This window comes from Variovorax sp. SG517 (assembly GCF_013376045.1).
GTDB lineage: Bacteria > Pseudomonadota > Gammaproteobacteria > Burkholderiales > Burkholderiaceae_C > Variovorax.
In genome coordinates this window covers 204,234-227,311 of record NZ_JABMJG010000004.1, presented here as the reverse complement: position 1 = coordinate 227,311, position 23,078 = coordinate 204,234, and the positions used below count along the sequence as shown (strand labels likewise).

At 68.5% G+C, this 23,078-nt stretch carries 23 protein-coding genes; 16 read left to right on the top strand and 7 right to left on the bottom strand.

What is annotated here, in order from left to right; translation table 11 throughout:
• The first annotated feature begins 24 nt into the window (after nt 1–24).
• From FHT32_RS13760 to FHT32_RS13740, 5 genes are all read left to right on the top strand, one after another.
• Nucleotides 25–543, top strand: a complete 519-nt coding sequence (locus FHT32_RS13760) for a YiaA/YiaB family inner membrane protein (protein ID WP_176665177.1) — start codon at nt 25–27, stop codon at nt 541–543.
• Nucleotides 544–572: 29 nt separating this feature from the next.
• A complete protein-coding gene (locus FHT32_RS13755) occupies nt 573–1,034 on the top strand; it encodes a hypothetical protein (protein WP_176665176.1) in 462 nt (153 codons plus the stop codon).
• The gene (locus FHT32_RS13750) at nt 1,031–1,837 is read left to right on the top strand and encodes a DUF2145 domain-containing protein (RefSeq protein ID WP_176665175.1); all 807 of its coding nucleotides are present in this window, start codon (nt 1,031–1,033) and stop codon (nt 1,835–1,837) included. The genes FHT32_RS13755 and FHT32_RS13750 overlap by 4 nt, the downstream gene beginning before the upstream one ends.
• A 22-nt stretch (nt 1,838–1,859) precedes the next feature.
• Nucleotides 1,860–2,936 carry a zinc ribbon domain-containing protein gene (locus tag FHT32_RS13745; protein ID WP_176665174.1) on the top strand — a complete coding sequence of 359 codons (1,077 nt, stop codon included), beginning with the start codon at nt 1,860–1,862 and terminating at the stop codon, nt 2,934–2,936.
• Nucleotides 2,937–3,074: 138 nt separating this feature from the next.
• Nucleotides 3,075–3,458 carry a DUF3597 domain-containing protein gene (locus tag FHT32_RS13740; protein ID WP_019653942.1) on the top strand — a complete coding sequence of 128 codons (384 nt, stop codon included), beginning with the start codon at nt 3,075–3,077 and terminating at the stop codon, nt 3,456–3,458.
• A 141-nt stretch (nt 3,459–3,599) separates the two neighbouring features.
• Here the strand turns inward: FHT32_RS13740 and FHT32_RS13735 are convergent, their stop codons facing one another.
• Nucleotides 3,600–4,382: an SDR family NAD(P)-dependent oxidoreductase gene (locus FHT32_RS13735; RefSeq protein ID WP_176665173.1), complete on the bottom strand. Its 783-nt coding sequence runs from the start codon at nt 4,380–4,382 to the stop codon at nt 3,600–3,602.
• A 121-nt stretch (nt 4,383–4,503) separates the two neighbouring features.
• Between FHT32_RS13735 and FHT32_RS13730 the strand changes: the two genes are divergently transcribed.
• On the top strand, nt 4,504–4,881 hold the full coding sequence (locus FHT32_RS13730; RefSeq protein ID WP_218088219.1) for a hypothetical protein: 378 nt from the start codon (nt 4,504–4,506) through the stop codon (nt 4,879–4,881).
• 9 nt (nt 4,882–4,890) lie between these two features.
• Here the strand turns inward: FHT32_RS13730 and tgt are convergent, their stop codons facing one another.
• From tgt to queA, 4 genes are all read right to left on the bottom strand, one after another.
• Nucleotides 4,891–6,072 carry a tRNA guanosine(34) transglycosylase Tgt gene (gene tgt, locus FHT32_RS13725; RefSeq protein WP_176665172.1) on the bottom strand — a complete coding sequence of 394 codons (1,182 nt, stop codon included), beginning with the start codon at nt 6,070–6,072 and terminating at the stop codon, nt 4,891–4,893.
• Nucleotides 6,065–6,673, bottom strand: a complete 609-nt coding sequence (locus tag FHT32_RS13720; RefSeq protein WP_176665171.1) for a DUF4276 family protein — start codon at nt 6,671–6,673, stop codon at nt 6,065–6,067. Before FHT32_RS13720 ends, tgt begins: the two co-directional genes overlap by 8 nt.
• A 19-nt stretch (nt 6,674–6,692) precedes the next feature.
• Complete coding sequence (locus FHT32_RS13715; RefSeq protein WP_176665170.1) at nt 6,693–8,123, bottom strand: AAA family ATPase; 1,431 nt, start codon at nt 8,121–8,123, stop codon at nt 6,693–6,695.
• 75 nt (nt 8,124–8,198) lie between these two features.
• Nucleotides 8,199–9,260 (bottom strand): tRNA preQ1(34) S-adenosylmethionine ribosyltransferase-isomerase QueA, encoded by a 1,062-nt coding sequence (gene queA, locus FHT32_RS13710; protein WP_176665169.1) that lies wholly within the window; start codon nt 9,258–9,260, stop codon nt 8,199–8,201.
• A gap of 120 nt (nt 9,261–9,380) precedes the next feature.
• On the opposite strand from queA, the gene FHT32_RS13705 reads away from it, so the two are divergent.
• The 3 genes from FHT32_RS13705 to recG are packed head-to-tail and all read left to right on the top strand — an operon-like array spanning nt 9,381 to nt 13,689.
• Nucleotides 9,381–10,058, top strand: coding sequence for a DUF4166 domain-containing protein (locus FHT32_RS13705; RefSeq protein WP_176665168.1), 678 nt, complete (start codon nt 9,381–9,383; stop codon nt 10,056–10,058).
• The gene (locus FHT32_RS13700; protein ID WP_176665167.1) at nt 10,055–11,545 is read left to right on the top strand and encodes a TIGR01777 family oxidoreductase; all 1,491 of its coding nucleotides are present in this window, start codon (nt 10,055–10,057) and stop codon (nt 11,543–11,545) included. The genes FHT32_RS13705 and FHT32_RS13700 overlap by 4 nt, the downstream gene beginning before the upstream one ends.
• Before the next feature lie 11 nt (nt 11,546–11,556).
• Nucleotides 11,557–13,689, top strand: coding sequence for an ATP-dependent DNA helicase RecG (recG, locus tag FHT32_RS13695; protein ID WP_176665166.1), 2,133 nt, complete (start codon nt 11,557–11,559; stop codon nt 13,687–13,689).
• Between the two features lie 111 nt (nt 13,690–13,800).
• On the opposite strand, the gene FHT32_RS13690 is transcribed toward recG, so the two are convergent.
• Complete coding sequence (locus tag FHT32_RS13690) at nt 13,801–14,433, bottom strand: LysE family translocator (RefSeq protein ID WP_176665165.1); 633 nt, start codon at nt 14,431–14,433, stop codon at nt 13,801–13,803.
• 42 nt (nt 14,434–14,475) lie between these two features.
• Complete coding sequence (locus FHT32_RS13685) at nt 14,476–15,186, bottom strand: GntR family transcriptional regulator (protein ID WP_176665164.1); 711 nt, start codon at nt 15,184–15,186, stop codon at nt 14,476–14,478.
• A gap of 311 nt (nt 15,187–15,497) precedes the next feature.
• Here FHT32_RS13685 and FHT32_RS13680 point away from each other — a divergent pair, with 311 nt between their 5' ends.
• From FHT32_RS13680 to FHT32_RS13650, 7 genes are read left to right on the top strand one after another with little or no spacing between them, the layout of a single operon-like run.
• A complete protein-coding gene (locus FHT32_RS13680) occupies nt 15,498–16,241 on the top strand; it encodes a DUF969 domain-containing protein (protein WP_176665163.1) in 744 nt (247 codons plus the stop codon).
• Nucleotides 16,242–16,243: 2 nt separating this feature from the next.
• On the top strand, nt 16,244–17,200 hold the full coding sequence (locus FHT32_RS13675; protein WP_176665162.1) for a DUF979 domain-containing protein: 957 nt from the start codon (nt 16,244–16,246) through the stop codon (nt 17,198–17,200).
• A 9-nt stretch (nt 17,201–17,209) separates the two neighbouring features.
• Nucleotides 17,210–17,896: a pyroglutamyl-peptidase I gene (pcp, locus tag FHT32_RS13670; protein ID WP_176665161.1), complete on the top strand. Its 687-nt coding sequence runs from the start codon at nt 17,210–17,212 to the stop codon at nt 17,894–17,896.
• 22 nt (nt 17,897–17,918) lie between these two features.
• Entirely contained in the window at nt 17,919–18,683 is a 765-nt protein-coding gene (locus FHT32_RS13665; RefSeq protein ID WP_176665160.1) for a LamB/YcsF family protein, read from the top strand.
• 5 nt (nt 18,684–18,688) lie between these two features.
• Nucleotides 18,689–20,251 carry an urea amidolyase family protein gene (locus tag FHT32_RS13660; RefSeq protein ID WP_176665579.1) on the top strand — a complete coding sequence of 521 codons (1,563 nt, stop codon included), beginning with the start codon at nt 18,689–18,691 and terminating at the stop codon, nt 20,249–20,251.
• 10 nt (nt 20,252–20,261) lie between these two features.
• Entirely contained in the window at nt 20,262–21,992 is a 1,731-nt protein-coding gene (locus tag FHT32_RS13655; protein ID WP_176665159.1) for a biotin carboxylase N-terminal domain-containing protein, read from the top strand.
• An 11-nt stretch (nt 21,993–22,003) separates the two neighbouring features.
• Nucleotides 22,004–23,002 carry a TRAP transporter substrate-binding protein gene (locus FHT32_RS13650; RefSeq protein ID WP_176665158.1) on the top strand — a complete coding sequence of 333 codons (999 nt, stop codon included), beginning with the start codon at nt 22,004–22,006 and terminating at the stop codon, nt 23,000–23,002.
• The last annotated feature ends 76 nt before the right edge of the window (nt 23,003–23,078 follow it).

Below are 23,078 nucleotides of genomic sequence, written 5' to 3'. Positions count from 1 at the left end.
CCTTCACTACGCCGCGAGGCACACATGCAACCCCTCTCATCCACCACGACCGTCTTCATCCAGCGCGACACGCGGGCCTGGCAGTTCCAGGCCTGGGCATCGTTCGCGATCGCCGTCTTCCTGTGCGCGACCGGCCTGAGCTGGCTGCCGGGCGAGGCGCTGGACCGGGCGTTCATGGTGATGGGCTACGTCTTCTGCCTGAGCACCGCCTTCATGCTTTCGAAGTTCGTGCGCGACAGCCAGCAGGCCGCCGAGCGGGGCGCCGAAGCAAGCCGCGACGTGCCGATGTGGAAGCTGGTCGTCTGGGGCAGCTTCTTCGTCGCGATGGGCCTGACCGGCTGGGGCCTCGTGCGCATGGACATCAACGAAGCCTACAAGGCCTTCCTGGGCGTGAGCTGGCTGTTCCTCATCAGCTCGGCCTTCACGCTGGCCAAGACGCTGCGCGACCGCCACGAGGCCGACCTGGCCGAAGCCCGCCTGCAGGGCCGCCGCATGGCGCGCGCCGAAGCCGCCGCTGCAGCCGCAACCGCTGCCGCCGAATGACCCACGCACCTCAAGAACGGAGACTCATCATGATCAGGAAGTCGATTGCCGCCGCCCTCGTCGCCGCCAGCACTGTCTTCGCCGGTGTCGCGGTTCCCATGCAGGCCCAGGCCCAGAGCGACGCCTCGCTCGCCCTCTCGCTGATGCCGGTGGCGTCGGTGGTGGTCGCGGGCTCCGCCGTCGGGGCCTCGGCCACCACGGCGGTCGCGCTGCCCGCCGCGCTGTCGGTGGGCGGCTCGACACTGGCCGTGGTCGCGGTCGAAGCCTCGGTGGACGGCACGGTGTACGTGCTCGAACGCGCCTCCGACGGCGCGCGCGCCAGCATCAAGGTCTCGGGCCGGGTGGCCGAAGGCACGGCGAAGGCGGTGGGCACCAGCGTCCTCGTGACCGTGATCGGCTCGGGCGTGGTGCTGTCGGCCGCCGGCGAGGTGCTGGCCTTCGTGCCCAACGCCATCGGCCGCGCGCTGCTCCACAACGAGAGGTTGTCGTGAACCGCGCGCTGGCGCCGCTGCTCGCACTAGCGCTTGCGGTCGCGGCGGCCTTGTTGCCCATGCAGGCGCAGGCCGGCCGCTCCTGCGAACAGGTCAGGCCCACGCCCGACGTGATCGTCAAGGGCATGCGGATGGCCGAGCGCACCTCGCAGGCGCTCGACGCCAGCGGCGCGCGCGTGGTGCTCCTGGCACGCGCCGGGCAGGACCTGAGCAAGTACGGCCTGCGCTATTCGCATCTCGGCTTCGCCTACAAGACCGAGGCCGGCCCGTGGCGCGTGGTGCACAAGCTCAACCAGTGCGGCACCGCCATCGCCGAGGTCTACCGCCAGGGGCTCGGCGAGTTCTTCCTCGACGACCCTTGGCGCTACGAGGCCGCCTGGGTGGTGCCCACGCCCGAGGTGCAGGCGTGGCTGCTGGCCGCGCTGAACGAATCGCCCGCGCGCATCGTGCGGCTGCACACCGAGCCCTACAGCATCGTGAGCTACGTGTGGGGCCGCAAGTACCAGCAGTCGAACCAGTGGGCCATGGAAACGCTCGCTGCCGCCATGGAACCAGCCACCATCGCCAACCGCGCGCAGGCGCAGGCGTGGATGCAGTTCAAGGGCTACGAGCCCACCACGCTGAAGCTGGGCCCGCTCACGCGGCTGGGCGGGCGCGTGGGCTCGGCCAACGTGGCTTTCGACGATCATCCGAACGACAAGCGCTTTTCAGACCGCATCGAGACGGTGACGGTCGATTCGGTATTCGCCTGGATGCCGCGCGCCGGTCTGAGCGCGGCGCCGGTGACGCTGAAGCTTCAGTGAGAAAGAACGAGGAGAAAACAACATGAGCAAGTCTTTGAGACTTTCCGAGAAATGGTTCCGCCGCGGCCTCTGGCTGGTGGCGCTGGTGTTCGCGAGCTTCCTCATCGGACTCGGCAGCACCGTGGTGAGCGACCTGCCGCAGGTCGAGCGCGTGCGCGGCATCGACGACTTCATCGACAAGCCCAGGGCCGAGCCGCTGCGCGCCACCATCAAGGCATCGGAAGCCGCCGAGCTGGAAGCTGCGCGCGAGCTCGACCAGATCCAGCTGCAGCTCAACGCCGCGCAGCAGGCCAGCCGCAATGCGCGCGAGACCTTTGCCAACTGGCTCTCCACGCGGCGCGCCACCGCGCTGCCCGACCAGGACACCGAGCTCATCGCGCGCACCAAGGCGCTGGACGCCTTCAAGCAGAAGGAAGAGGAGCTGCAGCGCAAGGTCAACGCGCAGCAGAAGATCACGCTCGATGCGCGCCAGGGCGAGCAGCGCGCGCGCATGGCGCTGTCGGAGCTGGAGCGCGATGCGCAGATCAAGCTGGACGCCGAGTACCGCCGCGTGGAGCTGCGCGTGTTCGCCTACCGGCTGGCGCTCACGCTGCCGCTGCTGGTGGTGGCGGGATGGCTCTTCGTGAAGAAGCGCAAGAGCACTTATTGGCCCTTCGTGTGGGGCTTCATCTTCTTCGCGCTGTTCGCCTTCTTCGTCGAGCTGGTGCCCTACCTGCCGAGCTACGGCGGCTACGTGCGCTACGTGGTGGGCATCCTGCTCACGGTGCTGGTGGGGCGCTACGCCATCGTCGCGCTCAACCGCTACCTCGCGCGCCAGAAGCTGGCCGAGCAGCAGCCCGACCAGGTGCGCCGCGAGGAACTGAGCTACGACACCGCGCTCGCGCGCCTGGCCAAGAGCGTGTGCCCGGGCTGCGAGCGGCCGGTGGACCTGAAGAACAACGAGATCGACTTCTGCCCGCACTGCGGCATCGGCCTTTTCGACCACTGCGGCAACTGCGAAACCCGCAAGAGCGCGTTCTCGAAGTTCTGCCACGCGTGCGGCACCTCGGCCGCGCCGCGCGTGCTGCCGCCTCTGGGGACGGGCACGGCCGAGGCGTAGTCTGCGAATTCGGTCACGGCCGGCGGAAGCTTCGACACGTCGTGTAGCGGACATGCCGTACGGTCGTGCTACAACCCGCCGGCTGCGACACAAATGTTGCCGCAGACTTCCAGCCAACCCCTTCGACGGAGCACAAGCATGAGCATTTTTGGCAGCATCCTTTCCAAGATCTTCCCGGGCGCCAAAGCCGCCGAGGCCCCGGCGCCTGCCCCCGCGGCGCCAGCCGATGCACCAGCGCCCGCCGTGGCCGCGCCGCCGCCCGCCATTCCGCTGGGCGACGTGGCCGCCGTGCTCGACGCCATGCCGGGCTCGAAGAACCTGAACTGGCGCACCTCCATCGTCGACCTGATGAAGCTGCTGGGCCTGGACAGCAGCCTCGAAGCCCGCAAGCAGCTGGCCGCCGAGCTGAGCTACGGTGAAGACACCAGCGACAGCGCCAAGATGAACATCTGGCTGCATCGCCAGGTCATGACCAAGCTGGCCGCCAACGGCGGTACGGTTCCGGCGGAACTTCGGGACTGATTGAGCACACCCCCAGGGCTGCGCGCACTTCGTGTCGCTGCGCCAACCCCCTTGCAGGGGGCAACACCGGCGGCCCGGCAAAGCCGGTTCCGCGGTGTTCTCGAAAGGGAAAAGCCCCGCGCGATGCGCGAGGCTTTTTTTTCAGGTCCAGCCCGCGTCCACCACGTAGTCCTGCGCGGTACACATGCGCGAATCGTCGGCTGCGAGGAAGAGCGCCATAGCCGCGATGTCCTCCGCCATCACGCGCCCCGGCAGGCACTGCGCCGCATCGATCTCGGCTGCCGACTCGGGCTTCACCCACAGCTTGATCTGCCGCTCGGTCATCACCCAGCCCGGCACGATCGAGTTCACGCGGATGTTCTGCTTGCCCAGGTCGCGCGCCAGCGAGCGCGTGAGGCCGCGCGCCGCGGCCTTGCAGGCCTGGTACACCGGGTAGCCCTTGCCCTTGATCATCCAGCTGATCGAGCCGAAGTTGATGATCGAGCCGCCGCCCAGCGCGCGCATGTCGTCGGCCACCGCCTGCGCGGCGAAGAACTGGTGCTTGAAGTTGACGGCCACGAGGCGGTCGAAGTCCTCGTCGGTCACGTCGGCCATCTCGTGGCGGCGGTCGTTGGCCGCGTTGTTCAGCAGCACGGAAACCGGTCCGAAGCGCTGGCGCACCGCGTCGATGGTGGCGGCGAGCGCGGCCGTGTCGGTCACGTCGCAGGGCAGGAAGAGCGCCGGGTGCTCGCCCTGCAACTGCGCCGCGAGCGCGTTGCCGGCGGCCGTGTCGAGGTCACAGAACCCCACCTTCGCGCCCTGCGCATGGAAGGCCCGCACCAGCGCTTCGCCGATGCCGCTGGCGCCGCCGGAGATGAACACGGTGCGTCCGGCCAGCGAGGGATAGCGGGCGGTGTAGGGCGAAAGTTGTGATGCGTCGGTCATGGGGATGCGGCAACGGCGTTGGAGACGGACGGCAAGCGTAGCGGATAGCGGCCGGCCGGTGTATCGGTGTATGGCTTCCGGCGAATGGGCGGCGCGCATGTGCGTGGCTACGCTTGCTCCCATGAAGACGAAGACACTTCCCCGCCGCCGCACCCTCGTCGCGTTCGCGATGCTCGTTCCCGCCGCGCTGGCGGTGCGCTCCGTGCGGGCGCAGGCGTCCGCGCCGGGCGTTCAACTCTTCAAGGTGGTCTCGTCGCGCGACGAGGTGATCGTCGGCGCCGACGCCGCGATGCTCGGCGCCGGCTCGGGCCCCGCGGTGGAGCGGCTGGCGGCGCAGCTCGCCGCCAAGGGCCAGCTCACGCTGTGGCAGTACGCCTCCAGCAAGGACGCGGGCGGCGCGCTGGTGCAGGCGCCGCTCAGGCAGATCGTGGTGTTCAGGAACGATGCGCTGCGCATCGAGCCCTACGCCACGCCGCTGCCGATCCAGCCGCTGAAGTGAGGCGAAGCCTCAGACCCCGCGCGCCCGGTCCGACTTGAAGCGCGCGCGGAATTCCGTGAACGTGCCCGCGTCCAGCGCCTCGCGGATCTCGCGCATCAGGTTCAGGTAGTAGTGCAGGTTGTGGATGGTGGTGAGCATCGGCCCCAGCATCTCGCCGCAGCGGTCGAGGTGATGCAGGTAGGCGCGGCTGAAGCCTTCGCGGCCGCCGTCGTTCCAGCTCACGCCCGAGGTGCCTGCGCAGGCATGGCAGGTGCAGCTCGGGTCGATGGGCTGCGGGTCGCTCTTGTGGCGCGCGTTGCGCATCTTCAGGTCGCCGAAGCGGGTGAAGAGCGTGCCGTTGCGCGCGTTGCGCGTGGGCATCACGCAGTCGAACATGTCCACGCCGTCGGCCACGCCCTGCACCAGGTCCTCGGGCGTGCCCACGCCCATCAGGTAGCGCGGCTTGTTCGCGGGCAGCCGGTGCGGCGTGTGGCCCATGATGTGCAGCATCTCTTCCTTGGGCTCGCCCACGCTCACGCCGCCGATGGCGTAGCCGGGAAAGTCCATGTCGACCAGCGCGGCGAGCGACTCCTCGCGCAGGTTTTCGAACATGCCGCCCTGCACGATGCCGAAGAGCGCGTTCGGGTTCTGCAGGCGCGAGAACTCGGCCTGGCAGCGCTTGGCCCAGCGCAGGCTCAGCTCCATCGAGACGCGCGCCTCGGGCTCGGTCGTGATGTGGCCCTTGGTGTCGTAGGGCGTGCACTCGTCGAACTGCATCACGATGTCGCTGTTGAGGATGGTCTGGATCTGCATCGAGACCTCGGGCGTGAGGAACAGCTTGTCGCCGTTGACGGGCGACGCGAACTTCACGCCTTCCTCGCTGATCTTGCGCATCGCGCCCAGCGACCACACCTGGAAGCCGCCCGAGTCGGTGAGGATGGGCTTGTCCCACTTCTCGAACTGGTGCAGCCCGCCGAAGCCGGCCATCACGTCGAGGCCCGGGCGCATCCACAGGTGGAAGGTGTTGCCCAGGATGATCTGCGCGCCCATCTCTTCCAGGCTGCGCGGCATCACGCCCTTGACCGTGCCGTAGGTGCCCACGGGCATGAAGATCGGCGTCTGCACCTTGCCGTGGTTGAGCGTGAGCGTGGCGCGGCGCGCGTGGCTGTCGGGGTCGGTCTTGAGGAGTTCGAAGTTCAAACTGCTATTCATAGGTTTCGAAAAACTGTTTCACTTGCGTTTCTGAGTTCTCAAAGGAAGGCAGTTGCCGAAGGGTTGGAAGACTCATTAGTTCGGCAACTCGGTGTCGTGCCGCTTCAGGTTTGAACTGTCGCTTTCGCCTGCCGGTGCAGTCTGTCGCGGCGTTGAGGGCCTCAAAGAGTCGGGCTTTGGGATCCGCGAGTCTCTCGATCGACTTGATCGGGGGAAGATCCAGTGGGGTTGTGCCTTTTGGATTGCCCGCAGCAGTTCGTATAGCTTGTTGGTCAAGCAGCAGCCAACTTTCAGTCATGCGAATCGGGATCAAGCAGACGTGTGTGGGTGGGTTCGCAAGTTGTGCCGTCGCTGCCGCGATTTCCTGTTGTCGATCTTTGGCGGGAGCAGCTTCAGCATCCCGATGGATGAAGAGGAGGTCACACGGATAAAGCTGCAACGCCCGAGGCAAACGCGTAGTGAGAGAGCCTATGTGAAGACCTTCCGCAAACAATGTGCGGTGTGGTACTGGACTCCATTCATCCAGTAAGAACTGAATGATGGGGAGAAGTGTGCGATCAGACGTTCCGTCAGCAACCAAGGTAGCGGTAAGAGTTTTCATCAAGGATGCGTGACTTTCCTCAGGAAGTCTGAAACAGATCCGCGGTTTCGGGCAGGTGATCCGTGACTAGCTTCGCGCCCTTGGACTTTGAGGGAAGCCGGTTGCCGGACAGATAGGCATGCAGTTCACCGCGCGTGATGACGCTTGGCGGCAAGCCCACCGTTGATTTGGTTCTCCATGTTCCGTTGATCGGCTTGAAGTTTGCAAAGGACTGGGCCCTGAACCGAATGGTCTCAGCGAACAAGAGTTCATCGTCAAGCAACTCTGCCACCACCAGCGGGGAGTGGGTGTTGATGATTACTTGTCGAAGGTTAAGCAGTCCGGCCATTTCCTGCGCGGACAGATCTGCGTCCGAGAGTTCTCGAACGAGCCGAAGCATTTCCGGAATTCGTTGCGGATGAATGCCGTTTTCCGGCTCTTCCAAGCAGACCAAGCCGGTTGCGTCGGGGTCGCTGGATAGAACCGCGAGTGCTAGAAAACGCAAGGTCCCGTCAGATAGCGAGCTTGCTGAATAGGGATGCTTGTCGCTCATCGTGACAGACAACGTCCGTTGCTGTCGAGTCTGGTCGGTATCGACATCGAGGGCCTCCACCCCTGGAATCAGGTCAGCGAGCCGGTTTGCGATGTCGCCGTAGTTTCCAAGTCGAAAGAGCGTGTTTGGCAGATGCTCGCCGGTTGGAGAGAGTGTGGATTCGCCGAAGATGTCGTCAGGAGAGCGGAGCGCGGTCGGCTCCAACTGCAGCATGCGCCAAGACTGCATTTCGCGGCGCGTGGCCAACGCTGTCGGGTGCGACGACAGATTAACCCCCGAGAGGACGGTCTGTGGACTTCTGCGAGCCGAGATCGTCTGGGGATTGCCTCTGCCCCCTCCGTCTCCGCGCAAAAGAATCGCGATGTCTGCAGCTTTGTCGTCGGTTTCAATGAAGGGGGATGTTCGAGGTCCCGGGCCGAAGATGATCTTCTTGTTCTTTGCAAGTGCGTTGCCTCCCTCGAACTGTAAAAATCTTTGAGCCGTGCTCGAGGGTTTGGCTCTCAACTCTTCTTTCTCGATATAAACCGGGTCCTTGAAGGGGCCCGAAGTTGGATCGGGATTCAGACGAAGAACCAGTGAGTACTCGACCAAGGTCGCGGTTGGCTTTGCCTTGCGGTCGAAGTCATCCACCACCTCGTTGGGGATAATCAATTCGGCAAGGAACTCCATTCGTAATCCATCGGAGCCCTTGTCCCGAAAGAAAAGCGACGCGAAATCTGAAGCTCGGCCATGAGTTCCACGCACATTGCTGCAGGCCTTGATGATGGGCATTGAAGCAAGATCGCTCAAGAACGTGATCGCATCAAACAGGTTTGACTTGCCTACGCCGTTTGCGCCGGCAATGCACGTAAATAGACCGAACTGGACGTCGATGTCGCGTAAGTTCTTGAATCCTGTCACTCTGAGACGGGTGAGCATCTTGTTCTCCAGGGCCAGATTGGCCAGATGGTGCCTTCAGGCGCCGAAGTATTCGCAGGGGAGCGGTCTATTCTTCTATTCTGATCCTTTGGCAGGCTCTTTTATTCGCTCCAGCAGCATGGCGTCGCCATAGCTGAAGAAGCGATAGCGCTCCGCGATGGCATGGGCGTACAGCCCCATGACCCGCTCGTAGCCCGCGAAGGCCGAGACCAGCATCATCAGCGTGCTCTTGGGCAGGTGGAAGTTCGTCACCAGCAGGTCGACGTGCTCGAAGGCGAAGCCCGGCGTGATGAAGATGCGCGTGTCGCCCGCGGCCTCGCCGCTCTTGGCCCACGACTCGAGCGTGCGCACGGTGGTCGTGCCCACGGCCACGATGCGTCCGCCGCGGGCCTTGCACTCGGCAATCGCGCGTTGCGTCGGCTCGGGCACCTCGTAGCGCTCGGCGTGCATCGTGTGCTCCGAGATGTTCTCGGTCTTCACCGGCTGGAAGGTGCCGGCGCCCACGTGCAGCGTGACGTTGGCGCGCTGCACGCCGTTGGCCTCCAGCTCGGCCAGCAGGCCTTCGTCGAAGTGCAGGGCGGCGGTGGGCGCGGCCACCGCGCCGGGCACGCGCGCGAACACGGTCTGGTAGCGGCTCTCGTCCTCGGCCGAATCGGTGTGGGTGATGTAGGGCGGCAGCGGCACGTGGCCGCAGCGCTCCATCAGCATGTAGGGGTTCTCGCCGCTGTCGCTCTCGAAGGCGAAGCGGAAGAGCGCTCCGTTCTCGTCCGGCCAGCGGCCCAGCAGCGTGGCGCGGAAGCCGCCGACCATCTCCAGCGTGGTGCCCACGGTCGGCTTCTTGCTGACCTTCATGTGCGCCACCACTTCCTGGCCCTGCAGCACGCGCTCGACCAGCAGTTCGAGCTTGCCGCCGGTGGGCTTCTCGCCGAAGAGGCGGGCCTTCACCACGCGGGTGTCGTTGAAGACGAGCAGGTCGCCCGGGCGCAGCAGCGAGGGCAGGTTCCTGAAGATGCGGTCGACCGGCGCGGGCCCCGTGCCGTCGAGCAGGCGGGAGGAGGTGCGTTCGGGGGCCGGGTGTTGCGCCACCAGCTCGGGCGGCAGGGCGAAATCGAAATCGGAGAGCGTGAAAGCGCGCATGTGCTTGAGGGCCGGACGGGCCCGTTCCAAGAAAGACGGGGAAGACGGGGATGCGACCCGGATTGTCCCATGCCGAGAAAGCCGCCCGTTTTCGCGGGGCTGTCGAGGCAGAATCGGCGGATGGTCGATTCACAAGCTGCGCGTGTTTCCTCGGGCTCGTCGTCCGGCCCTTCCGAAGGCGAGCTTTTCAAGAAGATCCTCGGCAGCGCCTGGCAGGGCCTGCATCCCGACATCCGCCGCCGCTTCGACAAGAACCCGTCGCCCGGCAAGGCGCTGCACTACCTGGGCTCGCTGAGCGAGCTGCGCTGCTCGCGCTTCGGCAAGCTGCTGGGCCACATCACGCAGCCGATGATCCAGGGCGCACTCATTCCCTACAGCGACGCCGACTTCCCCGTGGAAATCCAGGTCTACGCCAAGCCGCGGGACCCGGCCATCTACAAGCAGCGCATCTACCGCCTGCGCGGGCGCAAGCCGATCCAGTTCACCAGCTTCATGCGCGAGAGCGAGCGCGGCGAGGTGCTGGAGTACGTGGGCATGGGGCTGGGCATGAAGCTGGTGCTGAGCGTGGAGAACGGCAGCCTGCACTTCCAGAGCGACGGCTATTTCTGGGACGTGTTCGGCTGGCGCATTCCGCTGCCCGGCGTGCTCACGCCCGGCAAGACTTTCCTCTGGCACCACAACGAGACACCGGAGCGCTTCAACATCCGCATCGAGATCCGCCACTGCCTGATGGGCACGACCTTCACCCAGGTCGGCGTGTTCGAGGAGATTCCCGAGCCCAAGGCGGTGCCCGCATGATCGACACGCACCTGCTCGCGCTGCAGCTCATGGCCGCGCAAGGCGCGCTCGGCGCCTTCGACACGCTCTACCACCACGAGGGCACCGAGGCGCTGCCGCGGCGCGGCACGGCCGGGCGCGAGCTGGCGATTCACGCGACGCGCTCGTCGATCTACTGCGCGCTCTTCATCGGGCTGTCGTCCTGGGCCTGGCACGGCGCATGGGCGTGGGTGCTGCTCGCGGTGTTCGGCGTCGAGATCGTGCTCACGCTGTGGGACTTCGTGGTCGAAGACCGCAGCCGCCTGCTGCCGCCCACCGAGCGCGTGACGCACACGGTGCTGGCCATCAACGCGGGCGCCTTCATCGCGCTGCTGGCGATGAGCGCGACGGACTGGGCCGCGCAGCCGACCGCGATGGTGTGGCAGCCGCAGGGCTGGCTCGGCGCGTTCCTGGCGCTGTGCGGCGTGGGTGTGGGCCTGTCGGGCCTGCGCGATGCCTTCGCGGCGCGCGCTCTCTCCAGGCGCGGCGCGCAGGAGCAGGCGCGCGATGCCCAGACGCCGGTGCGCTTCGGATCGAAGCCGCAGCGCGTGCTGGTGACGGGCGGCACGGGCTTCATCGGCCAGCTGCTCGTGCGCCACCTGGTGGCCGACGGCCATGCCGTGACGGTGTGGACGCGCGACGCGCGATCGGCCGCCTGGAACTTCGGCGGCGCGGTGCGCTGCGTGCAGTCGCTCGACCAGGTGCCGGCGGCCGATGACATCGACGTGGTCATCAACCTCGCGGGTGCGCGCATCCTCGGCATGCGCTGGAGCGAGCGGCGCCGGGCGCAGCTGCTGCGAAGCCGCGAAGGGCTGACGCAACAGCTGGTCGCCTGGATCGCGGCGCGGCCGCGCAAGCCATGGCTGCTGCTGTCCGGCTCCGCCATCGGCTACTACGGCGTGCAGCCGCAGGGCGACGTGCGCGAACTCGCGGAAGACGCGCCGCCGCAGCCGATCTTCATGTCGCAGCTGTGCCAGCGCTGGGAGCAGGCGGCGCAAGCGGCGGTGGCGCACGGCGTGCACGTGGCCTGCATGCGCTTCGGCTTCGTGCTGGGCCACCAGGGCTCGTTGCCGCAGCTGCTGCTGCCGATCTCGCTGGGCATGGGCGGGCGGCTGGGCAGCGGGCGGCAGTGGCTGTCGTGGGTGCATGTGCACGACCTGATCCGCGCGATGGCGCACGTGTGGACCCTGACCGAAAACGCCGCGGCACCTGCGGCCGCGCAGGCGTTCAACTTCACCGCGCCCGGCGCCCTGAGCCAGGAAGAATTCACCCGCGTCGCCGCGAGCGTGCTGCACCGGCCCTGCTGGATGCCGACGCCGGCCGCGCCCGTCAAGCTGCTGCTCGGCGAGCAGGCCGACCTGCTGCTCGAAGGCCAGCGCGTGGTGCCGGCGCGGCTGCTGCAGTCGGGCTTCGGCTTCATGTTCCCCGAGGCCCGCAGCGCCTTGACGGACCTTTGCCGGCCGCGCTAGAAGACTCGTCCGTGCCCGCCAAGAAAGCCCCGACTCCCCCCGCCGAAGCGGCCGCCGCCGCGCCGGAGAAGCCGTCGCCGCCGGGCTCCGGCCTCAGCCAGGTCCAGCGCGCGCTGCGCAAGCTCGGCCTCGTGCGCGACATCGACTTCGCGCTCTACCTGCCGATGCGCTACGAGGACGAGACGCGCATCGTGCGCATCGCCGACACGCGCGACGGCGACGTGGCGCAGGTCGAAGGCGTGGTCACCGAATGCGAGGTGGTCTACCGGCCGCGCCGCCAGCTGATCGCGACCATCGACGACGGCAGCGACACCTGCCAGCTGCGCTTCTTCAACTTCTATCCGTCGCAGCAGAAGCAGCTCGCAGTGGGCGCCAAGGTCCGCGTGCGTGGCGAGATGCGCGGCGGCTTCGTGGGGCGGCAGATCATGCATCCGACCGTGAAGGCCGCCGGCACCGCGCTGCCGAATGCGCTCACGCCCGTGTACTCGACGGTGGCCGGGCTTCCCCAGCCGGTGCTGCGGCGCGAGGTGCGCTCGGGCCTGGCGCGCGCGGTGCTCGACGAGACCGTTCCCGTGCAGATCGGTTTTCGCGGCGCGTGGAACCTTCGCGACTCGCTGACCTTCCTGCACTACCCGACGCCCGACGTGGCGATCGCCACGCTCGAAGACCACAGCCATCCCGCCTGGCAGCGTATCAAGGCCGAGGAGCTGCTCGCGCAGCAGCTCTCGCAGCTGCAGGCGCGGATGGAGCGCGCGGCGCAGCGCGCACCGGTGCTGCCGCCCGTGTCGCCCGAACCCGATGCGGCCTCGCTGCATTCGCAGCTGCTCGCCGTTCTGCCCTTCGGCCTCACGGGTGCGCAGCAGCGCGTCGGCGAGGAGATCACCCGCGACCTCGGCCGCGAGATCCCGATGCACCGCCTGCTGCAGGGCGACGTGGGCTCGGGCAAGACGGTGGTGGCGGCGCTCGCGGCGGCGCGCTGCATCGACGCGGGCTTCCAGTGCGCGCTGATGGCGCCCACCGAGATCCTCGCGGCCCAGCACTTCGGCAAGCTCGTCGGCTGGCTCGATCCGCTGCTCGCCGCGCGCGGCCAGCGCGTGGCGTGGCTCACGGGCAGCCAGAAGAAGAAGGAGCGCGACGAGATGTCGGCGGCGGTGGAAAGCGGCCAGGCCGCGCTGGTCATCGGCACGCACGCGGTCATTTCGGAGAAGGTGCGCTTCAAGAGCCTCGCGCTGGCGATCATCGACGAGCAGCACCGCTTCGGCGTGGCGCAGCGCCTGGCCCTGCGCGGCAAGGCGGAAGGACATCTCGAGCCCCACCTGCTGATGATGAGTGCCACGCCCATCCCGCGCACGCTGGCGATGAGCTACTACGCCGACCTCGACGTCTCCACGCTCGACGAGCTGCCGCCGGGCCGCACGCCCATCGTCACCAGGCTGGTGGCCGACCACCGGCGCGACGAGGTCATCGACCGCATCCATGCGCAGATCGCGCAGGGCCGGCAGGTGTACTGGGTCTGCCCGCTGATCGAGGAGAGCGAGGCCGTCGACCTGCGCAACGCCACCGAGACGCGCGACGAGCTGGCCGGGACGCTGGGCGAGCCCATCCAGGTCGGCCTGCTGCATTCGCGCATGCCCACGGCCGAGAAGCAGGCGGTGATGGCGGCCTTCACCGCCAACGAGATCCAGGTGCTGGTGAGCACCACCGTCATCGAAGTGGGCGTGGACGTGCCGAATGCCTCGCTCATGGTCATCGAGCACGCCGAGCGCTTCGGCCTCTCGCAGCTGCATCAGCTGCGCGGCCGCGTGGGGCGCGGCGCGGCGGCCTCGGCCTGCGTGCTGCTCTATGCGCCGGGCGACAGCGGCCGCGTCGGCGAGGCGGCGCGCGCGCGGCTCAAGGCCATGGCCGAGACCAGCGACGGCTTCGAGATCGCGCGGCGCGACCTGGAGATACGCGGCCCCGGCGAATTCTTGGGCGCGCGCCAGTCGGGCGCGCCGCTGCTGCGCTTTGCCGACCTCACGACCGACACGCTGCTGCTCGACTGGGCCCGCGAACTCGCGCCGGTCATGCTGCGCAAGCACCCCGACCTCGCGCAGCGGCACATTGACCGCTGGCTGGGCACCAAGGCCGAGTACTTGAAAGCCTGAAGCTTCTTTCGCGGAACACCGCGGAACCGGCTTTGCCGGGCCGCAGGTGTTGCCCCCGGCGAGGGGGTTGGCGCAGCGACACGAAGTGCGCGAAGCCTGGGGGAGTGCTTCCTATGCAGGCCGGCGCGTGAACGCCAGGATCAGCCCGAAGCCGACCATCATGCTGCCGCTGATGCGGTTGAACCAGCGCATCGCACGGCTCCCATTGGCCAGCCGGCGCATGCGCGCACCGAGCAGTGCATAGAGCGCGATCGCCACCAGCTCGAACACCAAAAAGGTCAGGCCCAGCAGCAGGTAGCTGGAGGCATAGGCGCCCGGCACCACGAACTGCGGGAAGAAGGCGGTGAACACCAGAATGGCCTTCGGGTTGCCCGCCGCCACGGTGAACTCCTGCCGCACCAGCGCACGCATCGAGGGCGGCGCGGATGCGGCGTCGCGCGCCTGCACCTCGGCCGTGGGCGCCGGCGCGCGCAGCAGGCGGATGCCGATCCACACGAGGTAGGCCGCACCGATGTACTTGATGACGTCGAAGGCCAGCTCCGAGGCCACCAGCACCGCGCCCATGCCCAGCCCGGCGATGGCGATCATGATCGCGAAGGCCACGAGCCGGCCGCTGGCCGCGATGACCGCGGGAGACACGCCGTGCTTCGCGCCGTTGGTCACCGACAGCAGGTTGTTGGGGCCGAAGGCCATGTTGATGGCGAAGCAGGCCGGCAGGAAGAGCAGGTAGGCAGACAGGGTCATGGCGGGTGTCCTTCAGGGGCGGACAGCCATTATCCGCAGCACCTAGCTGTCGATGCCGCCCTCGGGCATGCTGCGCGCATAGACCGCCAGCACGATGCGCTCGGAGTGCACCAGGTAGTCGTTGAGCGCGGCCGAGCCCTCGGCGAACTTGCCGGCCTCGATGAGCTCGAGCAGCTTCATGTTCATGTCGACGTAGGGCGCGTGCAGGAACTCCGGGTCCTTCAGCAGCCCGAAGGCCAGCCGCAGCTCGACCAGGATGTGCGCGAAGAGGTTGTTCAGCCGCTCGCTGTCAGCCAGCTCCACGATGCCCTTGTGGAACTCCATGTTCGCCGTGCCCACGCCCAGCCAGTCGCCGGCCTCGCGGCACTTCAGCGCCATCTCCACCGCCTCGCGCATGTGCTTCTTGGCGGGGTGGCGCGGGTAGGCCTGGGCCAGCGCCTGGCATTCGATGAGCCGTCGCACGCGGTAGATGTCGATGATCGACGCGATGCTCGGCACCGCCACGAACACGCCGCGGTTGGGCGCGTGCTTGAGCAGCCCCTCCTTGGTCAGCGTGCGGAACACCTCGCGCAGGGTGTTGCGCGAAATCTCGAAGCTGTCGGCCAGCGCGGCCTCCGACAGCCGCTGCCCCGGCGAGAACTCGCCCTTCACGATCTTCTGGCGGATCAGCTCCGCGACCCGGTCATTGAGCGTCTGTGCGCCGGCGGCGGCCGCGGGCAGGGCGGAAGGGGGCGTGGAGGCCGGAGGGGTCATGCCGAAAGCGGAGGGCGGAGGAAATCGAGGGGTGGAGGGCGGTGAACCCGGCCGTTTGTAGCAGGTTTTCCCAGGCCGGCCGGCCCAAGCTGGGCTCCGCCGGATGCACCAGACGGCGGCGCGCTCAGGGTTTTCATGGGGCCATGTTGGCACCTTTGTTGGGCAAACTCGCATAAATTGTTCAACAATTTATTGGAAATGAGTGATTCAAGAGAAATGAATTGCTCATTCATTGGCACGCAGTTTGCAAGAAGCGGCCTGCCGGACCTCCCGGCGCAAGGTGTCTCCGAATCACCCAACGAAAGACCAACATGACTCCTGACATCCCTCACCTCTGGCCGCTGATCGGCGTCGCCGTGATCATTGCGGGCTTCGTCCTGCGCTTCAATCCGATGCTGGTGGTGATCGTCACCGCCGTCGCCACCGCGGCGGCCGCGGGCTTCGGCCCGATGGCGATCCTCACGGCCATCGGCAACGGCTTCATCAAGACGCGCAACCTGCCGCTGATCATTCTTCTGCCGCTGGCGGTGATCGGCCTGCTCGAGCGCCACGGCCTGCGCCAGCACGCGCAGAACTGGATCAGCCGCATCAAGTCGGCCACCGCCGGGCGCCTGCTGATCGTCTACCTGGCCGCGCGCGAACTCACCGCCGCCATGGGCCTGACCAGCCTGGGCGGCCATCCGCAGATGGTGCGTCCGCTGCTCGCGCCGATGGCCGAGGGCGCCACCGAAACCCGCTACGGCAAGCTGCCCGACCGCATCCGCCACAAGCTGCGCGCCTATGCGGCGGCCACCGACAACGTGGGCCTGTTCTTCGGCGAGGACATCTTCGTGGCCTTCGGCGCCATCGTGCTGATGACCACCTTCCTGCATGAGGCCGGCATCGACGTGGAGCCGCTGCACGTCGCGATGTGGGGCATTCCCACGGCCATCGCCGCCTTCGTGATCCACGCCTGGCGCCTGCGCCGGCTAGACCAGGCGCTGGCGCGCGAACTCGGCGGCAAGCCTGAAGTGCCCGCGGTTCCCTCGGTGCCCGCAACGCAAGAGGGCCGTTGATCATGATCCTCTCGATCCAGCACCTCTACATCCTTGTCGGCCTGATCCTCGCGATCACGGCGGTCATGACGCTGGCCGACCGCCAGCATCCCAAGCGCTACACCAGCGCGCTCTTCTGGGGCCTCTATTCGCTGGTCTTCCTGGTCGGCGACAAGCTGCCGCCGGCCCTGGTGGGCGTGGGGGCCATCGCCATGGCCGTCATCGCCGGCCTGCGCGGCGTGGGCGCGGGCAAGCACGACGAGCCGACGCCGGCCCAGTACGAGGCCAGCGCCAGGCGCCTGGGCAACAAGCTCTTCATGCCGGCGCTGGCGATCCCGCTGGTCACCGTGATCGGCACGGTGCTCGTGAGCAAGGTCAAGATCGGCGACGCCTTCCTGCTCGATCCCAAGAACACCACGCTGGTGAGCCTGGGCGTGGGCTGCGTGGCGGCGCTGGCGCTGGCCTGCTGGCTGACGCGCGAGACGCCGGTGCAGGGCATGCGCGAGTCGCGCCGCCTGACCGACGCGCTGGGCTGGGCCGTGGTGCTGCCGCAGATGCTGGGCATGCTGGGTCTCGTGTTCTCCGACGCGGGCGTGGGCAAGGCGGTGGCGTACGTCACCACCAGCTACATCAACATGGACATCCGCTTCGTCGCGGTCGCGGTCTACGTGCTGGGCATGGCGCTCTTCACCATCATCATGGGCAACGGCTTCGCGGCCTTCCCGGTGATGACGGGCGGCGTGGGCGTGCCGGTGCTGGTGGGCGTGTACCACGGCGACCCCGCGGTGATGGCGGCCATCGGCATGTTCTCGGGCTACTGCGGGACGCTGATGACGCCGATGGCGGCCAACTTCAACATCGTGCCGGCGGCGCTGCTGGAGCTGCCCGACAAGAACGCGGTGATCCGCGTGCAGATACCGACCGCGGCCACGCTGCTGGTGGTCAACATCTTCCTGATGTACTTCCTGATGTTCCGCTGAGGCCCCTGCATGACCACCGATGACAAGGCGCCCCGGGTGCTGGTCGCGGGCTTCGAGCCGTTCGAGAACGATCCCGTCAACCCCGCGTGGGAGATCGCCCGCGCGCTCGACGGATGGCGCTGCGAAGGCACCGTGGTGCAGGCGCTGCAGCTGCCCTGCGTGTTCGGCCGCTCGATCCAGGTGCTCGACGACGCCATGGCCGGCATCGCGGAGAGCGGCAGGCCGCTGCCGCTGGTGCTGTGCATCGGCGCCGCGGGCGGGCGCACCGAGATCTCGCTGGAGCGCGCCGCGCTGAACGTCGACGACGCGCGCATTCCCGACAACGCCGGCCACCAGCCCATCGACATCGAGGTGGTGCCCGGCGCGCCGGCCGCCTACTTCTCGACGCTGCCGATCAAGGCCATGGTGCGCGACATGCGCGCCGCCGGGCTGCCCGCGGCGGTGTCCAACAGCGCCGGCACCTTCGTGTGCAACCACATCTTCTATGCGCTGATGCACCGGCTCGCGACCCGGCCCGCGCTCGCGCACACGCGCGGCGGCTTCGTCCACGTGCCCTACCTGCCCGAACAGGCCGCCTCCAAGCCCGGCGTGGCGAGCATGGCGCTGCAGACGCAGGTGGAAGCCTTCCGCGTGGCGATCCGCACCGCGCTGCTCGTGCGCGACGACGTGCGGGAGACGGCGGGCCGCCTCCACTGACCGACTCACTGAAGACCGAACGATGAACATCGACTTGAACAGCGACCTCGGCGAGAGCCTGGGCGCATGGCGCATGGGCGACGACGCCGCCATGCTTTCCCTCGTGAGCAGCGCCAACGTCGCCTGCGGCTTCCATGCCGGCGACCCGGCCGGCATCCTGCGCACGCTGCGCCAGGCGAAGGAGCGCGGCGTGGCCATCGGCGCGCACGTGGCCTACCGCGACCTCGTGGGCTTCGGGCGCCGCAACATGGACGTGGAGAGCGCCGACCTGCGCGCCGACGTGATCTACCAGATCGGTGCGCTCAAGGGCCTGGCCGCCGCGGCCGGCACCACGGTGCGCTACGTGAAGCCGCACGGCGCGCTCTACAACACCATCGCCCACGACGAGCGCCAGGCGCGCGACGTGATCGCCGCCATCCGCGAGATCGATGCCAGCCTGGTGCTGGTGGCGCTCGCGGGCTCGCCGCTGATCGGCTGGGCGCGCGACGCAGGCCTGCGCGTGGTGGCCGAGGCCTTCGCCGACCGCGCCTACACGCCCAGGGGCACGCTGGTGTCGCGCCGCGAACCCGGCGCGGTGCTGCACGACGCCGAGGAAGTGGCCGCGCGCATGCTGCGGCTGGCTTCCGAAGGCGTGGTCACGGCCATCGACGGCAGCACCGTGCGCATCGAGGCCGAGTCGGTCTGCGTGCACGGCGACAGCCCCGGCGCGGTGGAGATGGCGCGCCGTGTGCGCGCGCTGCTGAAGCAGTCGGGCGTGGCGATCCGCTCCTTCGTGGACGCCGCATGACGACGATGCGCTTCCTGCCGGTCAACCTGAATGCGGTGCTGGTCGAGCTCGAAGACCTGCCGCAGACCCTCGCGCTGCTGGCCTCGCTGCGCGCCGAACCCATCGCGGGCATCGAGGAGCTGGTGCCCGCGGCGCGCACGCTGCTCATCACCTTCAGGCCGGCCGCAATTTCAGCCGACGAGCTCGCGCGGCAGGTCGGCGCGCGCAGCCTCGACGCAAGCGAGGCGCGCAGCGAAAGGCGCATCGAGATTCCCGTGCGCTACGACGGCGAGGACCTGGCCGAGGTGGCCGGCCTGCTCGGCATCACGCCCGATGAAGTCGTGCGCCGCCACACCGGCAGCGACTACACCGTCGCCTTCACCGGTTTCGCGCCGGGCTTCGCGTACCTCTCGGGCGGGCACCCGAGCCTGAACGTGCCGCGCCGCAAGGTGCCGCGCACGCGCATTCCCGCCGGCGCCGTCGGGCTCGCGGGCAGCTTCAGCGGCGTCTATCCGCAGGCCAGCCCGGGCGGCTGGCAGATCCTCGGCATCACCGATGCACCGATGTGGGACCTCTCGCGCGAGACGCCCGCGCTGCTGCAGCCTGGCGATGCTGTGCGCTTCGTCGATGTGACCGGCCAACCGCGCGCGGAGCTGAAGGCCGCCGCCGCGCCGGCGCAACCGGCCGTGCCGAAGAGCGGCTGCGCCCTGGAGATCCGCGCCCCGGGCCTGCAGTCGCTGCTGCAGGACGGCGGCCGCCACGGCCAGGCGAAGCAGGGCGTGTCGGCTTCCGGCGCGATGGACCGGCGCTCGCTGCAGGCTGCCAACAGGCTCGTCGGCAATGCCTCCGATGCTGCGTGCATCGAGGTCGCCTACGGCGGCTTCCAGCTCGCCTGCCGTGGCGATGCGGTGGTGGCGGTCACCGGCGCTGAAGCTCCGGTCACGCTGACCCGCACCGATGGCGCCCGGTGGCCGCTGCCGCGCTACCAGCCCATCGCGCTGGCCGATGGCGACGTGCTCGCGCTCGGCGAGCCGCCGGCCGGAATCCGCAGCTACATCGCGGTGCGCGGCGGCTTCGACATCGCGCCCGTGCTCGGCAGCCTCTCGACCGACACGCTCGCGCGCGTCGGCCCCGCCGCCCTCGCCGCGGGCGACCTGCTGCCCGTGCGCACGGTGTCCGCCGGTGCGCTGGTCGGCGAGCCCGAGTCGCCGCCGGCCGGCCTGCCCACCGTGCACGAGGAAGTGGTGCTCGACATCGTGCTCGGCCCGCGCACCGACTGGTTCACGCCCGACGCGGTCGAGCTGCTCTGCGGCCAGGCATGGGCCGTCACGCCGCAGTCGAACCGCGTCGGCATTCGCCTGGCCGGCGAGCAGGCGCTGCAGCGCGCCAACCATGCCGAGCTGCCCAGCGAGGGCACCGCGCGCGGCTCGATCCAGGTGCCTGCGAGCGGCCAGCCCGTGCTGTTCCTGGCCGACCATCCGCTGACGGGCGGCTATCCCGTGATCGCCTCCGTCGCCACCCATCACCTGGACCGCGCGGGGCAGATCCCCGTGAACGCGCGCGTCCGATTCAGGCCCATGGCCCAGTGAAAGCCTCCCCATGAAGAAAGTACTGATCGCCAACCGGGGCGAAATCGCCGTGCGCATCGCGCGCGCCTGTACCGACCACGGCGTGAAATCCGTCGCCGTGTATGCCGACGCCGACCTGAATGCGCTGCATGCGCGCATGGCCGACGAGGCATACGGACTCGACGGCAACAAGCCCGCCGACACCTACCTCAACATCGCCAAGCTGCTCGACGTGGCCGCGCGCAGCGGCGCCGACGCGGTGCATCCGGGCTATGGCTTCCTGTCGGAAAGCGCGGCCTTCGCGCAGGCCGTCATCGACGCCGGCCTCACCTGGATCGGCCCGCCGCCGGCCGCCATCGCGATGCTGGGCGACAAGGTGCAGGCCCGCAAGCTCGCGATGAAGGTCGGCGCACCGCTGGTGGCGGGCACGGCCGATCCGGTGAAGGATGCGGGCGAAGTGCTCGCCTTCGCGGAGAAGCACGGGCTGCCGGTCGCGATCAAGGCGGCCTTCGGCGGCGGCGGGCGCGGCATCAAGGTGGCGTGGCGGCTCGACGAAGTCGAGGGCCTCTACGAATCGGCAGTGCGCGAGGCAGTAACGGCCTTTGGACGCGGCGAATGCTATGTCGAGCAGTTCCTCGACCGCCCACGCCACGTCGAGGCGCAGGTGCTAGCCGACACGCACGGCAACGTGGTCGTGCTCGGCACGCGCGACTGCTCGCTGCAGCGGCGCAACCAGAAGCTGGTGGAAGAGGCGCCCGCGCCCTTCCTGAGCGACGCGCAGCGCGAGCGCATCCACCAGTCGGCACGCGACATCTGCGCGGAAGCCGGCTACACGGGCGCCGGCACGGTCGAGTTCATGCTGAGCGCGAGCGGCGCGATCTCTTTCCTCGAGGTGAACACGCGGCTGCAGGTGGAGCATCCGGTGACGGAGGAAACCACGGGCATCGACCTCGTGATCGAGCAGCTGCGCATCGCCGAGGGCCTGCCGCTGCGCGTCACGCAGACGCCCGCGCCGCGCGGCCATGCCTTCGAGTTCCGCATCAACGCCGAGGACGTGGGTCGCGGCTTCCTGCCCTCGCCCGGGCCGGTGAAGGTGTTCGACGCACCCTCGGGGCCCGGCGTGCGCGTCGATGCCGGCGTGGAGGCGGGCTCGCAGGTGCCGGGCACCTTCGATTCGCTGATGGCCAAGCTCATCGTCACCGGCGCCACGCGCGAGCAGGCCATCGCGCGTGCGCGGCGTGCGCTGAAGGAGTTCCGCGTCGAGGGCCTGCCGACGGTGCTGCCCTTCCATCGCGCGGCGATGGCGCACCCGGACTTCGTCTCGGGCGACGCCTTCAAGGTGCACACGCGCTGGATCGAGACCGACTTCGCCAACTGCGAGGCGCCGGCCCTGCGCCCCGATCCGCTGCCCGACGCCGCGCTGCTGCGCACGGCGATCGAGGTCGACGGGCGGCGCATGGCGCTGGGCCTGCCGGCGGTGCTGCTGAGCGGACTCTCGTCGGCGGCCGGTGGTGCCGTGGCGGCCCCCGCGTCGCAGGCACCCGCAGCGGATGCAGCCGCGGTGGCCGCGCCCGTCTCGGGCACGGTGCAGGCATGGAAGGTGGCCGACGGTGACGAGGTCGCCGAGGGCACAGTCATCGCGGTGATGGAGGCGATGAAGATGGAGATGCAGGTGCTCGCGCATCGCGCGGGGCGCATCGCCTTCTCGGTGGCCGCAGGCGGCTACGTGGCGGTCGGCGCCGCCATTGCGACCATCGCCTGAAAGGCAGCGGCATGACCAGCGGCAGCATCACGCGGCGCGGCTTCGCATGGCTGGCATGCGGGGCCGGCGTCCTCCCGTCGGCCGCGTGGTCGGCGCAGGCCGTCGTGTGGCGGCTGGCCACCGGCTACCCGGCGGAGAACTTCCACACCGCCAACCTGCTGGCGATGGCGAAGGAGGTGGAGGCCGCGACCGGCGGGCAGCTTCGCATCGAGGTCCATCCTGGCAACACGCTGTTTGCGCTGAACGCGATTCGCGCGGCGGTGCAGGAGGGCAAGGTCGAGGCCGGCGAAGCCATCATGAGCAGCCTCGCGGCCGACGTGCCGCTGGCGGGCGCCGATTCCGTTCCCTTCATCACGCGCAGCTATACCGACGCGCAATTGCTGTGGCGCATCCAGCGTCCGCTGATCGAGCAGGACTTCGCGCAGCGCGGCCTGCGCGTGCTCTATGCGGTGGCGTGGCCGCCGCAGGGCCTCTTCTCGACGCGGCCGCTCGGCGGCGTGGGCGACCTGCGCGGCATGCGCATGCGCGCCTACAACGACACCACCGCGCGCATCGCGACGCTGATGGGCGCGGTGCCTGTCGACGTTCCGGCCACCGGCCTTGGCAAGGCGCTGGCCGAAGGCCGCATCGACTGCATGCTGACCTCCGCCGTGACCGGCGTGGAAAACCAGGCGTGGCAGTCGATGCGCCACTTCTACGAGATCAACGCGTGGTTCCCGAAGAACCTCGTGTTCGTCAACGCCAAGGCGTGGGACGGGCTCGACCCGTCGTCGCGCAACTCGCTGGCCGCCGCGTGCGCGGTCGCCGAGACGCGCGGATGGGCCCGCAGCACCGAGGCCGCGGCCCGCTCGACGGACGAACTGCGGCGCAACGGCATGAAGATCGAGCCGGTGCCCTTCCTGCTCGGGCGCGACCTGCAGCGCCTGGGCGAGAACTTTTCGCTGAACTGGGTCAAGCAAGTGGGCACGGCCGCCAACGGCATCTTCATTCCGTATTTCGAGAAGCGCTGAGGACCACGCGCGGAGGGAAAACCCTACACCCAGCAGATGAAGTTGCTGCGTTGCAACATTCCATTTCCCGCGCTTG

Excerpts from the sequence above, each read along its gene's own strand:
- FHT32_RS13740 (WP_019653942.1), top strand. The coding sequence starts at position 3,075 with ATGAGCATTTTTGGCAGCATCCTTTCCAAGATCTTCCCGGGCGCCAAA.
- FHT32_RS13700 (WP_176665167.1), top strand. The coding sequence starts at position 10,055 with ATGATCGACACGCACCTGCTCGCGCTGCAGCTCATGGCCGCGCAAGGC.
- FHT32_RS13680 (WP_176665163.1), top strand. The coding sequence starts at position 15,498 with ATGACTCCTGACATCCCTCACCTCTGGCCGCTGATCGGCGTCGCCGTG.
- FHT32_RS13705 (WP_176665168.1), top strand. The coding sequence starts at position 9,381 with ATGGTCGATTCACAAGCTGCGCGTGTTTCCTCGGGCTCGTCGTCCGGC.
- pcp (WP_176665161.1), top strand. The coding sequence starts at position 17,210 with ATGACCACCGATGACAAGGCGCCCCGGGTGCTGGTCGCGGGCTTCGAG.
- FHT32_RS13675 (WP_176665162.1), top strand. The coding sequence starts at position 16,244 with ATGATCCTCTCGATCCAGCACCTCTACATCCTTGTCGGCCTGATCCTC.
- FHT32_RS13755 (WP_176665176.1), top strand. The coding sequence starts at position 573 with ATGATCAGGAAGTCGATTGCCGCCGCCCTCGTCGCCGCCAGCACTGTC.
- FHT32_RS13685 (WP_176665164.1), bottom strand. The coding sequence starts at position 15,186 with ATGACCCCTCCGGCCTCCACGCCCCCTTCCGCCCTGCCCGCGGCCGCC.
- queA (WP_176665169.1), bottom strand. The coding sequence starts at position 9,260 with ATGCGCGCTTTCACGCTCTCCGATTTCGATTTCGCCCTGCCGCCCGAG.
- FHT32_RS13735 (WP_176665173.1), bottom strand. The coding sequence starts at position 4,382 with ATGACCGACGCATCACAACTTTCGCCCTACACCGCCCGCTATCCCTCG.
- FHT32_RS13665 (WP_176665160.1), top strand. The coding sequence starts at position 17,919 with ATGAACATCGACTTGAACAGCGACCTCGGCGAGAGCCTGGGCGCATGG.
- FHT32_RS13660 (WP_176665579.1), top strand. The coding sequence starts at position 18,689 with ATGCGCTTCCTGCCGGTCAACCTGAATGCGGTGCTGGTCGAGCTCGAA.
- FHT32_RS13745 (WP_176665174.1), top strand. The coding sequence starts at position 1,860 with ATGAGCAAGTCTTTGAGACTTTCCGAGAAATGGTTCCGCCGCGGCCTC.
- tgt (WP_176665172.1), bottom strand. The coding sequence starts at position 6,072 with ATGAATAGCAGTTTGAACTTCGAACTCCTCAAGACCGACCCCGACAGC.
- FHT32_RS13655 (WP_176665159.1), top strand. The coding sequence starts at position 20,262 with ATGAAGAAAGTACTGATCGCCAACCGGGGCGAAATCGCCGTGCGCATC.
- FHT32_RS13760 (WP_176665177.1), top strand. The coding sequence starts at position 25 with ATGCAACCCCTCTCATCCACCACGACCGTCTTCATCCAGCGCGACACG.
- FHT32_RS13730 (WP_218088219.1), top strand. The coding sequence starts at position 4,504 with ATGAAGACGAAGACACTTCCCCGCCGCCGCACCCTCGTCGCGTTCGCG.
- FHT32_RS13690 (WP_176665165.1), bottom strand. The coding sequence starts at position 14,433 with ATGACCCTGTCTGCCTACCTGCTCTTCCTGCCGGCCTGCTTCGCCATC.
- FHT32_RS13650 (WP_176665158.1), top strand. The coding sequence starts at position 22,004 with ATGACCAGCGGCAGCATCACGCGGCGCGGCTTCGCATGGCTGGCATGC.
- FHT32_RS13720 (WP_176665171.1), bottom strand. The coding sequence starts at position 6,673 with ATGAAAACTCTTACCGCTACCTTGGTTGCTGACGGAACGTCTGATCGC.
- FHT32_RS13715 (WP_176665170.1), bottom strand. The coding sequence starts at position 8,123 with ATGCTCACCCGTCTCAGAGTGACAGGATTCAAGAACTTACGCGACATC.